Raw genomic sequence first — 14,090 nt, forward strand, 5'->3', positions numbered from 1 at the left:
TAAAGCTTAAATTTATAACAATGAATAATTGATTTTAAATAAAAGTAAATTTGTAATTATAAAAAAAACACAATGAAAAAAATAATGCTTTTGTCCTTAATAACGGTATTTATGACGGTTTCTTGTGACCAGAAAAACAAAGAAGCAGCAGCTACAAGTTCTGAAAAAACAGAAAAAGCTACGGAATTATATGCCTGTCCGATGCATCCGGAAGTTACTGGTGCATCCGGTGGAGAATGTTCAGAATGCGGGATGGAACTAACCGAGAAAGTGGTGCAAACAATCCCTACTGAAAAAGAGCTAACTCCTGTTGAAAACAGGGCAAAATCCGGTGCTGTGCTCAAAACGGAGAGTGCTGATAAAATGACTTTTCCAACCGATGCTATTGTATCTAATTATCTCAAAATTAAAAATGCATTAACCAAAGACGATTCAAAAGGAGCAGCCATCGCGGCAAAAGATTTGCATACTATATTGAATAGTTCCAGCGCAACTTCATTAGACACCAAATTAAAAAATAAATACAATGCTTTTGTGGCGGATGCCAAAGTAAATGTCAAACATATTGGGGATAATGCCGGTAAAATGGAGCATCAAAGAACGTATTTTTCGTTATTGAGCAAAGATGTTTTTGATTTGATAAAAGCCTTTGGAACCAAACAAACCGTATATCAGGATTACTGTCCCATGTATGGAGCAGGAAAAAACGGGTATTGGATCAGTGAAACCCAAGACGTGATTAATCCCTATTTTGGTGCGGAGATGCTAAATTGTGGCAGGAGAATAGGAACCGTTCAATAGCGATGAAATTCTATGTCAAAAATATGGTTTGTGGTCGCTGTATAATGGTTGTGAAATCCGAGCTCGAAAAACTTGGAATTTTTCCTGTTTCGGTGAAGTTAGGAGAAGTCGAAGTAGTAGAAAATTTCAAAGAAAATCAGAAGCGAGAGTTAGAAATAAAATTACAATCGTTCGGGTTTGAATTGTTAGAAGACAAAACAACGATACTGACAGAGAAAATTAAATGCCTAATTATTGATTTGGTACATCATCAAAATGAGGAATTAAAAATTAATTTATCACACTATTTATCAGAACAATTAGGGCAGGATTACAGTACTTTGAGTAATTTATTTTCAGAAATGCAAGGCATAACTATTGAGCATTATTTTATTGCTCAAAAAATTGAAAAGGTAAAGGAATTATTAATGTACAAAGAATTAACTTTAAGTGAAATTGCAAATAAGTTAAATTACAGCGATGTAGCGCATTTGAGCAATCAATTTAAAAAAATCACGGGCGTTACGCCAACTCATTTTAAACAGTTAAAAGAAAATAACAGATCGCAAATTGATGCGTTGTAAAACTTACAAATCATTTCCAAAATTCTACAACAAGTTAAAATAGAAGGTTATGTACCTTTGTTTAGTAGCAATGAATGTTTAGCTAAATATTTTAATAATAGAAAAAATGAAAACATTAATTATCGTACTAAGCGTATTCTTAGCAGTGAATTCCATAGCATCAGCTCAAGAAGTGGTGAAATCTTCCCAAAAGGAAACCCATAAAGCAATGTATTCTTGTTCAATGCACCCGAAAGAAATGAGTGATAAATCTGTAAAATATCCAAAATGTGGGATGCAGATGACTCCAAAAGCAAGTGATACAAAAGAAGAGAATCATCAACATTAAAGTTTTTTTAAATCGGTTCTATACTTTTATAGAACCGATTTTTTTTAAATTCAACATTATGAAACATACTTATACAGTCACTGGAATGTCTTGCGACGGTTGCCGTTCCAAAGTAGAAAAAACATTGAATGTTATTGATGGAATTCAAGCGACAGTTACTTTGAATCCGCCAATAGCGACTATAACAATGGATCAACACATTTCCACAGTTCAATTACAAGAGGTTTTAACTGGCGCTGGAAACTACACCATAGAAATGAATACTAGTGTTGATTCTCATGGAATTACTGAAAAACCAATTGAGAAGTCATGTTGCAGTTCGAATAAACCACAAGAGAAATCAACCGTAATTTTACCCGCTACTGCGCAAGGCAAATACTATTGTCCGATGCATTGTGAGGGGGGAAAAGTCTATGATAAACCGGGAAGTTGCCCTGTGTGCGGAATGAATCTGGAAAAAGTTCCCGAATTGAGTGTTGCAAAAACAAGGTACACGTGTCCGATGCATCCCGAAGTAATCAAAGACGGTCCCGGTTCCTGTCCCATTTGCGGAATGGATTTAGTACCAATGGAACCCACCGCTTCTGAAGAAAACAAAGTGTACAATGACTTAGTCCGCAAAATGAAAATAGCGGTAGTTTTTACAGTTCCCATTTTTATTATTGCCATGTCAGATATGATTCCGAATAATCCAATAATGAAAATTATGGATTTAGAAAAGTGGAATTGGGTACAATTATTATTTTCACTTCCTGTCGTTTTTTATGCGTGTTGGATGTTTTTTGAGCGTGCATGGAAATCTATAGTTACTTGGAATCTCAATATGTTTACGTTGATTGGAATTGGTTCTGGAGTCGCTTTTCTGTTTAGTTTGGTTGGATTGTTTTTTCCCGCTATTTTCCCGGATGAATTTAAAACGGATAACGGAGCGGTTCATCTTTATTTTGAGGCTACAACGGTGATATTAACTTTGGTTTTATTGGGGCAATTACTCGAAGCTAGAGCGCACAGTAAAACCAGTGGAGCGATAAAAGAATTATTGAAGTTAGCGCCAACCGAAGCTGTTTTGGTTAGCAATGAAGGGGATAAAGTGATTTCGATTCATGATATCAAAAAAGGAGATTTATTGCGGGTAAAACCGGGAGATAAAATTCCGGTGGATGGAAAAATTACCGATGGAGAAAGTACTGTTGATGAATCGATGATAACAGGTGAACCCATTCCTGTAGATAAAAAAACAGGCGATAGTATTAGCTCCGGAACCATTAACGGCAATAAATCCTTTGTGATGATTGCTGAAAAGGTAGGTTCGGAAACGGTGCTTTCGCAAATTATACAAATGGTCAACACTGCCAGTAGGTCTAAAGCACCAATCCAGAAACTAGCGGACAGAATCGCTAAATATTTTGTACCAATTGTAGTTGGGGTTTCCATAATCACTTTTTTTGTTTGGGCACAATTTGGTCCTGAACCCGCAATGGTGTATGGATTTATCAATGCGATTGCAGTATTAATTATTGCTTGTCCGTGTGCCTTGGGATTGGCCACGCCCATGTCCGTAATGGTTGGTGTTGGTAAAGGAGCGCAATCTGGAGTTTTGATAAAAAATGCCGAAGCGTTAGAGAATATGAATAAAGTAAATGTGCTGATTACCGATAAAACAGGAACCATTACGGAAGGAAAGCCTTCTGTTGAAAAAGTATTCTCTTTAAATAATGAAGAAGATTCTTTGTTGCAAAGTATTGCTTCTTTAAATCAGTATAGCGAACATCCTTTGGCGCAAGCCGTAGTCAATTTTGCGAAAGCGAAAGCAGTTTCATTAATCGAAGTCAAGGATTTTGAAGCGATTTCCGGCAAAGGAGTTATTGGAACCGTAGTCGATAAAAAAGTGGCACTCGGAAATAAAAAATTGATGGAGCAGGTAAATGCCACGATTTCCGAAGAATTAGAAAATAAAATTATCGCCGAACAGAAACTCGGAAAAACGGTTTCTTATATTTCAATTGACGGAATTGCGGTGGGATTTGTCTCGATTACAGATGCCATCAAAGCCACAAGCATCACAGCTATAAAAGAACTGATGCGTCAGGGAGTTGAGGTAATCATGCTTACCGGTGATAATGAAAATACGGCAAAAGCAGTGGCTCAGGAGTTGCATTTGAGTTCGTATAAAGCGGGTTGTTTGCCTGAAGACAAGCTCAAAGAAATTAAACGATTGCAAGCCGAAGGGAAAATTGTAGCCATGGCAGGTGATGGAATCAACGATGCGCCGGCTTTGGCACAAGCCGACATAGGAATTGCCATGGGAACAGGAACAGATGTGGCTATCGAAAGTGCCAAAATAACGTTAGTGAAAGGCGATTTGCAAGGAATAGTCAAAGCCAAAAACTTAAGTCATGCGGTGATGCGAAATATTAAGCAAAATTTATTCTTTGCCTTTTTCTACAATGTGCTTGGAATTCCAATTGCAGCGGGTGTTTTGTATCCGTTTTTTGGCGTGTTGCTTTCGCCAATGATTGCGGCTTTGGCCATGAGTTTTAGCTCTGTTTCAGTAATTGCAAATGCGTTGCGATTGCGTAATTTAAAATTTTAATTATGAAAAAATACTCCATAATAATTATACTCTTGCTTTTTGCTTGGAATGCTGAAGCGCAAAAAATAGTTCGGTATGATTTATATGTTCGGGATACGATTGTCACTTTTGGCGATACACCCAAAAGAGCGATTGCCGTAAACGGACAGATTCCCATGCCGACACTCACGTTTACCGAAGGCGATATTGCCGAAATTTATGTACACAATGAATTAAATGAAGATACTTCGCTGCATTGGCACGGATTGTTTTTACCCAATAAAGAAGACGGCGTGCCTTATTTGACTCAAATGCCAATAAAACCGCATACCACCCATAAATATACGTTTCCAATTATTCAACACGGAACACATTGGTACCACAGTCATACGGGGTTGCAGGAACAAATTGGGATGTACGGTTCCTTTGTTATGAACAAACGAAATGAGGATCCAACTTTTAGAGCAGGAATTGATGATTTACCAACCGTTCCAATCATTTTGAGTGAATGGACGGATTTAAATCCAAAAAATGTCCATCGGATGCTGCACAATGCAACCGATTGGTTTGCAATTCAAAAAGGAACTACCCAGAGCTATGCCGAAGCCATAAAAGCAGGACATTTTAAGACAAAAATTACCAATGAATGGAAACGAATGAATGCGATGGATGTAAGCGATGTGTATTACAATAAGTTTTTGATCAACGGCAAAAATGAAAGTAAAATAGATGGCGTTTCTTCTCCCCTTTCCTTTGAAGAGGGGTCTGGGGTGAGGAAGTTCAAAGCGGGAGATAAAGTGAGGTTGCGGATTGCCAATGGTGGCGCTTCTACTTATTTTTGGCTGACGTATGCCGGTGGAAAAATTACCGTGGTGGCCAGTGATGGAAACGATGTGGAACCAGTTGAAGTCGACCGATTAATCGTAGCTGTTTCTGAAACGTATGATGTTGTTGTAACGATTCCAGCAGATAAAACGGCGTATGAATTTTTAGTTACTTCGGAGGATAGAACTAAATCAGCTTCGTTGTATTTAGGAGATGGAATCAAGCAACTGATGTCGCCTTTGCCAAAATTAAAATATTTTGAAGGAATGAAAATGATGAACGGCATGATGAAAATGAATGGCGATTTAGATGATATGGGAATGAAAATGTCACTGAACCAAATGGATATGAATGTAGTAATGTATCCTGAATTATCCTCCCCCAGCCCCTCCGAAGGAGGGGAGACTAAAAAAACCGATATGCTATTAGATGATGAACATGCAAACCATAATAAGTATGATTCTAATTCACTTTCTGATATTGTCACTTTGAATTATGCCATGCTGAAATCACCTACTAAAACAACGCTTCCAACTCCCCCTTCGGGGGCTGGGGGGACAAAAGAACTGCGGTTTGAATTATCAGGAAATATGAATCGCTACGTGTGGAGTCTGGACAATAAAGTGGTTTCTGAAGCCGATAAAATTTTAATTAAAAAAGGAGAGAATGTTCGAATTGTACTCTTCAATGGTTCCATGATGCGCCACCCGATGCATTTACACGGGCATGATTTTAGAGTCCTGAATGGTCAGAAAGAGTTCGCTCCCATGAAAAATATCATCGATATTATGCCGATGGAAACCGATACGATTGAGTTTAATGCGAATGTCAAAGGCGATTGGTTTTTTCATTGTCACATTCTCTATCACATGATGGCGGGAATGGGTCGCGTTTTTAGTTATGAAAATCAAGAGCCCAATCCTTTGATTCCAAATCCAAAATTAGCGCAACGCAAATTATTTGCCGATGACAGAACCTTCCATGTGATGGCTGAAAATGATTTTGCCACCAATGGGAACGATGGAATGCTGATGATTCAAAACACGCGTTGGAGTATTGGTACCGAATGGCGTTTGGGTTATACCGATCATCACGGGTATGAAACGGAAACGCATATTGGACGATATTTAGGGAAAATGCAGTGGCTAATGCCATTCATTGGTTTTGACTGGCGGTATCGAAAAATGGAAATGGGAGCAATGGAAGAGAATCTTTTTGGGCAAACCAATACCAAAGACAATCGCGCCGTTTTTAGTGCCGGAGTCGAATATACCATGCCAATGCTGATTAAAGCGCAAGCCGAAGTGTATACCGACGGGAATTTCAGGTTGCAATTTGAACGCATGGATATTCCGGTTTCTAAAAGATTGCGCATGAATTTAATGTGGAATACGGACAAAGAATACATGGCGGGATTGCGGTATATAGTCAAGAGAAATTTTGGAATTACCACGCATTATGACAGCGATATGGGAATGGGTTTTGGATTGAGTTTGAATTATTAAAAACGGAATACTTTGTTTTTGTAATTTTGGGAAAAATAGAGTGCTATGGTACAACTTTCAGAAATCTGGATTTATCCTGTAAAATCATTAGGTGGAATTAAATTGCAAAAAGCTCAAGTGACCGATCGTGGATTGGAACACGACCGCCGTTGGTTGTTGATTGATGAAAACGGAATGTTTCTGTCGCAAAGGGAACATCCGGAATTAGCTCTTTTTCTGCCTGAAATTATAGGGGATTTCCTGAAGATTACACATCGCGTGCAATTAGAAACAATACAACTTCCGCTGCAGCAATCTTTTTCGGAAGCCGAAACTAAAATTGATGTGATGGTCTGGGAGGACTCCATTCAGGCGTATGAAGTAGATTCAGTTGTTTCAGATTGGTTTTCTCGAATATTGGGATTTTCGGCTCGTTTGGTATACATGCCTGAGGAAAGTCACCGAAAAGTAGAGGCTAAATATGCCGTTACGCAAGCTGATATTAATTCTTTTTCGGATGGCTATCCTTTTTTGTTGATTGGTCAATCGTCATTGGATGATTTGAATTCCCGTTTAAAAAAAGCACTGCCGATGAATCGGTTTCGACCTAATTTTGTTGTTACAGGAGGTGACGCTTATGAAGAGGATTCTTGGAAAGAATTCACAATAGGTGAGCTGACTTTTTTTGGAGTGAAACCTTGCGGGAGATGCGTAATGACAACTGTAGACCAAGAAAAAGGAGTGACATCAGGAAAAGATCCTTTGCGGACTTTGGCAAAATACAGGACATCGGGAAATAATGTGTTGTTTGGACAAAACTTGATCGGTTCTGGAACTGGTCTTGTTACTGTTGGTGATGCTATTACCATTTTGATTTCTATTTAAATGGCCTTTTCTTTTCGCGAATATGAGGTAATCCGTTGACTAAGTTTCCAGATTTTTTACTCAAATTTATTGCTTACTGAAATAGTATTAATAGTCGGGAGACGCTGCAGAGCAACCCGACTTTTAATACTATTCTTGTTCATCTCTTGTGTGTTACAACGTATGTACAAGCAATCAAATCAATCTTTTTTATGTTTTTGTTCCGTGTGATTTTGGTATCCGTTAATCGTATGGTCTCCCACATTCATTCCGTTTGACCTTTCAATCATCAATGCAGTAATAATAGCATGATTTTTCTTTTAGCCAAAGAATTGGGCGTTTAGATTGCACCAAACGTGTTTTAAATACTTTGACAATCTATTTAATTTGCATTATTGATATGTTGTTGAACGTTCTCAGGTTTTATTAGGATTTTGGAGCTCGAAGACCGTTTACTTCCGGATTATTAGTACCCAATTCTTTACTGTACTCTTGAACCTCCTTTATTTGAAAAACGTAAGTCGTTTGTCTTTAACGGCATCCAAGCGAAGCATTTTATAATCCAGCACATAATTTTGGTAAATACGCCAAGGTGCTTTGTTTCCCTGACTAGGAAGCGTATTCGCTGCTCTGTTAATGTAGCCGCTATTCAGGTTGAGTAGTGGAACCGGTTTTAAATTTGTCTCGACTACTTTTGACTGCACCGCTTTATAATGGTGTTTGTCCAAATAATTTAAAACCCGAGATATATATTCGCTGGTAAGGTCACTTTTCAACGTCCACGAAGCATTGGTATAGCCAACAAAAATAAAGAAGTTGGGGAGTTCGCTTAACATGAGGCCTTTATAGACAAAAGATTTAGAAACATCAAAAGGTTGCGAATCCAGTTGAATTTTTACGCCTCCAAACGCCACTAAATCAAGTCCAGTTGCGGTAATTATAATGTCGGCGGCCAGTGTCTTCCCCGATTTTAGTAAAATCCCATTTGCTGTAAAACAATCGATATGATCCGTAACTACCGCTGCGTTCCCTTTTCTGATGGCTCTAAAAAAATCTCCGTTTGGCGCAATGCAAAAACGTTGTTCCCATGGATTGTAATTGGGTATAAAATGAGGGTCCACGGGAAAGTTACCCAAAGCCTTTTCGGCCCCTTTTATAATGAATTTTTTCATTGCCTCTGGAAAGAACTTGCACAGATTAAAAAAGACAATAGCGTAAAAAATATTTTTATAACGAATCAGTCTATAAGCTACTTTTTTTGGGAACAGGCTTTTGAGGCGAGCAGCAATTTTGTCTTTATTGGGTAAAGCAGCAATATAGGTTGGCGATCGTTGCAGCATGACAACTTGTGCACCTTCGGCGGCAAGCTCCGGAAGGATGGTCACAGCAGTGGCGCCGCTGCCAATTATAACCACTTTTTTATTGGCAACATCTAATTTTTCAGGCCATTTTTGAGGATGGACAATTTTACCTTCAAAACGGGATTGATCTTTAAATTCAGGAGTGTACCCTTTGATATAATTATAATAGCCGCTACAGCTAAAGATAAACTGGCACCTATAAACTGTTTCTTCTTCCGTGACGGTATTTACGGTAGTGACCGTCCATGATTTTTTTTCTGTATCGAAGTTATAAGAAAGAGCGCGTTGATTGTAGATGATATGCTCTCGCACTTTATATTCGTCTGCGGCTTCATTGAGGTATTTTAATATAGAAGGTCCGTCGGCGAAAGACTTTTGATCCTCCCATGTTTTGAAGGAATACCCAAAAGTATACATATCCGAATCGGAACGGATTCCAGGGTATTGAAACAAACTCCAGGTACCTCCAAGTTCCGCTCTTGCCTCTAAAATAATATAGTTTTTGTCTGGATTTTTACGTGACAAATGACACGCGGCGCCAATACCGGATAAACCCGCTCCTATTATAATAATATCGATATGATTAGTATTCATGTTTTTATTTTAGAATTAAATGCTGTTGCAAAATACAAAATTGTAGCAATAAAAAAACACCATTACTTTTTCTTAAATAACGGTGTTTGTAATTGCTATGAAAACCTTTTGAAGTGAAAAAGAAGGTTTTTTTATTAGGATTAAACGACAGATTTATTTTTCAATAAACACGATGTAGCGTTGAGGTCATTCTTTTGTCCAACTAGTAATTTGGCTTTTAAAATTTCCAGGTCTATCAGATATGTCGTCACTAAGGTTAGCGCGGTTTTGTAAACCGTGGTCACCGGCGCATGCAGATAAAACAAGTCAGAAAAGCTATATCCTTAAAACGGCATAGCTTTTACATTTTAATGTCAGTTTTTTTATGGTTTTGTTAGCTTTATTTCTTCGGCTACCTACCGACTAAGTGTTATAATTACCAATTGGAATGGGCACGGTTTGCAAAACCGCGCTATTTGTTAAAGAGAAAACTGAGTGTATTTCCGAGCCATCTGGTGCTGGTATAAAATCTTAACTTAATGACATTGCGCTTGCGCTAGCGGGGATTTTTATTTTTAATCAGTACATAAAATGGCATATCCATAATTATCAGACCAACCTGATTTTAGAGGTAACAATTTTCTTGTATGCGCTTCCCTTGACATTCCAACTTTTTCTAAAACACTTATTGAGCCAATATTTCCGATCGCGCAACCTGCCTCAATTCTGTGAAGTTTTAATGTTTCAAAACCAAAAGCTATTATTTTTTTTAAACTTTCTGTAGCATAACCTTTATTCCAATAATTGGAATCAAATTTAAACCAAACTTCAGCATTTCTATACTTTTCTTTTCCTAAATTTATTCCAATTAATCCGATAAATTCTTTTTCTCCATTTAATTCGACCGCAAAAGAGAAATGCTTGTTATTCTCCAAATTATTGTTAAAAATCCAATTTTCGACAATAATTTTGGTTTCGTTAATATTATTTGGAATTCCTAATGTATTAAATTCATCAGTTTCAGCCAAACTATGTAATTTGTGAATGTTATCAATGTCACTTTCTGCGATTGTTCGCAAATTCAATCTTTCCGTATTAAAATTTAAGTTATTCATTTCAGGTTTTTATTCTAATTTTAAAATTTTGGGTGAAATCTTCAGTTTTTCTTAACTCCTCTGTTATATTATATTTCCTTGATAGCTTCATTTTCAGCTTTTTTTTGTTTTAAGAGTTTTTGTTGTTCGTCGTTTTTGTCATTATCCAACTTTCTTTTATGTTTGTATTCCGTTGAAATATACCTTATGTAGATAATGTTCTCAGTGTTTCTTATTACTTTCCTAAATCTAGAATTTGTGTTAATAAAACTTGATTGTTTTGTAGCAAATAAACCACCTAGCATCTTATCACCCTCATCACTTTTTCTATATTTAGCCATTTCAGGACTCTTATCTAAAGAATACTCTATACTTGGTTTGTGTATTTGACTTTGTTCAAGATGTTGTGAAATTATTATGTCGGCGGTAGAGGTTTTAACTGAAATTGAATCCTGCTGTAGAACGTACATTTCACTACTAATACCTTTATTTTCTTCGTCCTTTAAACCTGCTAGATTAGAACTATCTATAAAAGCATTTGGTAATCGTATTAACTTGTTATTTTCATCAAGATATGACATTGCGGGACTATATTTAGGATTGTCCTCCCAAACAGATTTTTCTTGGTAAGTTATTTTCTTTAGAGCAGGTAATTTGTATTTTTCTTGGAATAATTTGTATAGACATTCTGATGCCGATAATGTGATTTCGTATAATCTCCCGTCCGCAAAATAAGGATAGAACTCTGTTCCGCAATTTTCCACCTGATAATAGTACTTGTCTTGTTCGTTGATATGTGACAACTTCCCTTCAGACACCAAAAATTTATTTACTTCACGAAATTCACTAGTAGTCATTCCTCCCCAATATTGAAGGAAAAATTTTTTCTTCTGAGCAATGATTTCACGAAGTTTTAAACTATCTTGATTTACTTGTTTTACCTCTGTATGAACTTTTTTGTTATTCTGGCAGGATAAAATAAAGACTGCTAAAAATAGTAGTAACAGTGTATTAGTTGTTTTATTCATAGAATATTTTTCAAAGTTTTTCTCGCTTCTACTATAGCTTCTCTTTTAGGAGATTAAGCTATCATATAAAGTTCCGCCGCTTCTCGTCAGTTGCGAAGTTCGGAACTTTATATTTTCCATTAAAGATAAAATTTCTTGCGAAACGTATAAGTGAATTTACCACAAAATTCGCAATCTTGCCAAATGGCTGTTGTGCGATCGTGCTTATTCTAGGTCCATGATAATCGCAATATTTTCTTTTATTTTTTCAATTAAATCGGTTGGCAATTTTCCAACTTTTTTAAATAATCTTTTGTTGTCGATTGCTCGAATTTGATCAATCATTATGTCGCAATCTTCATGTAAATTTGCCATTCCCTTTTTAATATGAACTCTTAAAATATCAGAATCATCTTCAACGTTTGTAGTTATTGGACAAACGATTGTTGAGGGATGCGATACTTTATTCAGCAAATTTGTTTGAACAATTAGAACAGGCCTAGATTTACCTGCCTCAGTTCCTATTTGTGGATTCAAGTCAGCAATCCAAATTTCGTATTGATTAATCTGCATAGTCAATTTTTTCAAATTCTTTTAAAATGTTCATTGAATCTTTTTTGACTAATTCGGATTCGGCTTTAAGTCTTTTTTCTAAAATTTGTCTTTTCTGTACTTTATTATAATATTCAATTGCTTCGTTGATATATCTATTTCTAGGAATACTGATTCTTGAAAGAATTTTTTCGGTTTCTCCGAAAATTGAATCATCTATTTTAAGTGATACTGTTTTCATATGTTTTAATTTGATATCACAAAGGTATATCTTTTTTAGACATGAAGTTGTTTAGTACGATTTTTTTTTTCGCATGTCGCACAACGTCAGTTCGTCTAAAACCCTCTAAACGAACTGTATTTGGTTAAACAGTGAGTAAATATATGTTATTTAAACTACAATTAAAACTCGTTCTGGCAAAACTCGCTTTATGATTATTAAAATAAAACAGTCCGTAAAAAGGGTTAAATATTGCTCTTAGTATCCCAAAATATAAATCCATTTGCACAGAATACGAACAAATCCGGAAAGAATTGTGGCGCAAGCCTTGGGTTGTATTTGCTAAGAAGCCTTTTGGAAGTCCAAAGTCTGTGGTGGAATATTTGGGCAGATACACCCATAAAATTGCCATTAGCAACCATCGAATCAAGAACATTGACAATGAAAACGTGACTTTTACTTATAAGGATTACCGAGTAGCGGGTGTGAAAAAACAAATGACACTCACGCATCATGAATTTATCAGGCGTTTTGCGTTGCATATTTTGCCCAAACGTTTTACTTCGTCAGTTCGCCCTTTGGGCTCGGGTGTTAAGATCCGACATTAGGGTTTTTTGAGCAGCACTTGGAAGCGACAAAAGCTCAAGCTTTTACAAGAAAAGCTCAAAGTGAAAGTCTTGGAAAAAGTAGAAAAGAAGCCCTTTTTACCCAAGTGTCCGTGTTGTAAAACAGGAAATTTACACCGAATAGCAGTCTTTGACCAGCGTGGTCCACCGGCTTGGTATCTTGGCGGTAGCCAAAACACCATTCCTTGTAAAAACTAAATTACGGGTAAGGGAACTTATGTTCACAAGTGAAGGAACACACGAAAAAAACCAAGCAGAAAACACTCCAAAAAAAAAGAGGCTCGCTTGCCTCTTGTAATTCTCTCTAAAATCTTTACGACAAGTGCATAGGTTGACGGACGTGGAATCGGTTCCGTTCAACCCGGGTTTCATTGTCGTGCTGCGCACGCAACGAATCCCTAGCTGTTGGCGGTTCGGCTTTCTTTTCCACCACAATTTAATTCTTTTTTCTTACGTTTGTCAAAACTATTTTTATGAAAAAATACTTATTTACTTTCAGTATCCTCCTCAATATTGTTTTTACTATTTTGTGTTTCAATTTCTATAAGTCTTTTAAAGTTATCTACGATAAGACTGAAGTCAATACTGTGCTGTCTAAACATAATCAAATCTCCAATGATGTCGCTATCAATATTATTTTTGGTAAAATTGACTCCAACTTCAACTTGATTATTATGACTGTAACTATTCTTTTTGGTCTTTTTTCTTTTCTTACGTTTTTTAGTGTCAAAGAAAAATTCAGAGTTACTATAAAAACGCTTAAGCAAAAAAGTAGGGATTCCGAGACTACCTGGGCTGAACATAAAACAGATTTATTAGGTGTTAAAGGTGATTTAAGCTTTGAAATTGCAGATAAATTATCTAGAGATTTAGACACAATGTTTGAAAATAACTCTCAAACATATAAAGACTTTGTTAATATAGTTGAATTGACTTTAACTTGTTGTGATTATTATGCACAAAGCCTAATTTTTAAAAAAGATGTATATCCTAAATTTAAAGCAAGTGTTACATTGCTGATTAAAAACCATCTTTCAAACACAGCTCATTTAATATCTACAAGCTCTCAGTTTGAACTCAATGCTTTAGGATATGAGAGATTTTTAAGGATTCAAGATAATATTCACAAAGTTGCTGACTTAGAAGATAGACAAAATTTAGCCTCTATTTTTAGTAAACTTTCTTTTACAACTTTAGATTAATTTTTCGTATACTTAACT

Annotated in this window: 12 protein-coding genes and 1 pseudogene; 8 read left to right on the forward strand and 5 right to left on the reverse strand. The window is 36.3% G+C overall.

Annotated elements, in window-relative coordinates; all coding sequences use genetic code 11:
* Nucleotides 1–72: 72 nt before the first annotated feature.
* The 6 genes from EKM01_RS02430 (at nucleotide 73) to EKM01_RS02455 (ending at nucleotide 7,458) form a co-directional block, all read left to right on the forward strand.
* Nucleotides 73–801 (forward strand): DUF3347 domain-containing protein, encoded by a 729-nt coding sequence (locus EKM01_RS02430; RefSeq protein ID WP_126563391.1) that lies wholly within the window; start codon nucleotides 73–75, stop codon nucleotides 799–801.
* A gap of 2 nt (nucleotides 802–803) precedes the next feature.
* Nucleotides 804–1,364, forward strand: a complete 561-nt coding sequence (locus tag EKM01_RS02435; RefSeq protein ID WP_126458586.1) for an AraC family transcriptional regulator — start codon at nucleotides 804–806, stop codon at nucleotides 1,362–1,364.
* A gap of 106 nt (nucleotides 1,365–1,470) precedes the next feature.
* Nucleotides 1,471–1,692: a hypothetical protein gene (locus EKM01_RS02440; RefSeq protein WP_126458589.1), complete on the forward strand. Its 222-nt coding sequence runs from the start codon at nucleotides 1,471–1,473 to the stop codon at nucleotides 1,690–1,692.
* 58 nt (nucleotides 1,693–1,750) lie between these two features.
* Nucleotides 1,751–4,285 carry a heavy metal translocating P-type ATPase gene (locus tag EKM01_RS02445; protein ID WP_126563390.1) on the forward strand — a complete coding sequence of 845 codons (2,535 nt, stop codon included), beginning with the start codon at nucleotides 1,751–1,753 and terminating at the stop codon, nucleotides 4,283–4,285.
* A gap of 2 nt (nucleotides 4,286–4,287) precedes the next feature.
* A complete protein-coding gene (locus EKM01_RS02450; RefSeq protein ID WP_126563389.1) occupies nucleotides 4,288–6,594 on the forward strand; it encodes a multicopper oxidase domain-containing protein in 2,307 nt (768 codons plus the stop codon).
* Nucleotides 6,595–6,639: 45 nt separating this feature from the next.
* Nucleotides 6,640–7,458 carry an MOSC domain-containing protein gene (locus EKM01_RS02455; protein WP_126563388.1) on the forward strand — a complete coding sequence of 273 codons (819 nt, stop codon included), beginning with the start codon at nucleotides 6,640–6,642 and terminating at the stop codon, nucleotides 7,456–7,458.
* Between the two features lie 482 nt (nucleotides 7,459–7,940).
* Here the strand turns inward: EKM01_RS02455 and EKM01_RS02460 are convergent, their stop codons facing one another.
* The 5 genes from EKM01_RS02460 to EKM01_RS02480 form a co-directional block, all read right to left on the reverse strand.
* Complete coding sequence (locus EKM01_RS02460; protein WP_126563387.1) at nucleotides 7,941–9,392, reverse strand: NAD(P)/FAD-dependent oxidoreductase; 1,452 nt, start codon at nucleotides 9,390–9,392, stop codon at nucleotides 7,941–7,943.
* 554 nt (nucleotides 9,393–9,946) lie between these two features.
* Nucleotides 9,947–10,486 carry a GNAT family N-acetyltransferase gene (locus EKM01_RS02465; RefSeq protein WP_126458604.1) on the reverse strand — a complete coding sequence of 180 codons (540 nt, stop codon included), beginning with the start codon at nucleotides 10,484–10,486 and terminating at the stop codon, nucleotides 9,947–9,949.
* Between the two features lie 68 nt (nucleotides 10,487–10,554).
* On the reverse strand, nucleotides 10,555–11,493 hold the full coding sequence (locus tag EKM01_RS02470) for a hypothetical protein (RefSeq protein ID WP_126455665.1): 939 nt from the start codon (nucleotides 11,491–11,493) through the stop codon (nucleotides 10,555–10,557).
* A 204-nt stretch (nucleotides 11,494–11,697) separates the two neighbouring features.
* Nucleotides 11,698–12,045, reverse strand: a complete 348-nt coding sequence (locus tag EKM01_RS02475) for a type II toxin-antitoxin system PemK/MazF family toxin (RefSeq protein ID WP_126455663.1) — start codon at nucleotides 12,043–12,045, stop codon at nucleotides 11,698–11,700.
* Nucleotides 12,035–12,265 carry a hypothetical protein gene (locus tag EKM01_RS02480; protein WP_066082045.1) on the reverse strand — a complete coding sequence of 77 codons (231 nt, stop codon included), beginning with the start codon at nucleotides 12,263–12,265 and terminating at the stop codon, nucleotides 12,035–12,037. Before EKM01_RS02480 ends, EKM01_RS02475 begins: the two co-directional genes overlap by 11 nt.
* A gap of 269 nt (nucleotides 12,266–12,534) precedes the next feature.
* Here EKM01_RS02480 and EKM01_RS02485 point away from each other — a divergent pair.
* Nucleotides 12,535–13,068, forward strand: a pseudogene (locus EKM01_RS02485) (transposase); the annotation flags it as partial.
* Nucleotides 13,069–13,343: 275 nt separating this feature from the next.
* On the forward strand, nucleotides 13,344–14,072 hold the full coding sequence (locus EKM01_RS02490) for a hypothetical protein (protein WP_126766645.1): 729 nt from the start codon (nucleotides 13,344–13,346) through the stop codon (nucleotides 14,070–14,072).
* Nucleotides 14,073–14,090: the final 18 nt, after the last annotated feature.

It is taken from the genome of Flavobacterium sp. RSP46 (genome assembly GCF_003984825.1).
Taxonomy (GTDB): Bacteria; Bacteroidota; Bacteroidia; order Flavobacteriales; family Flavobacteriaceae; genus Flavobacterium.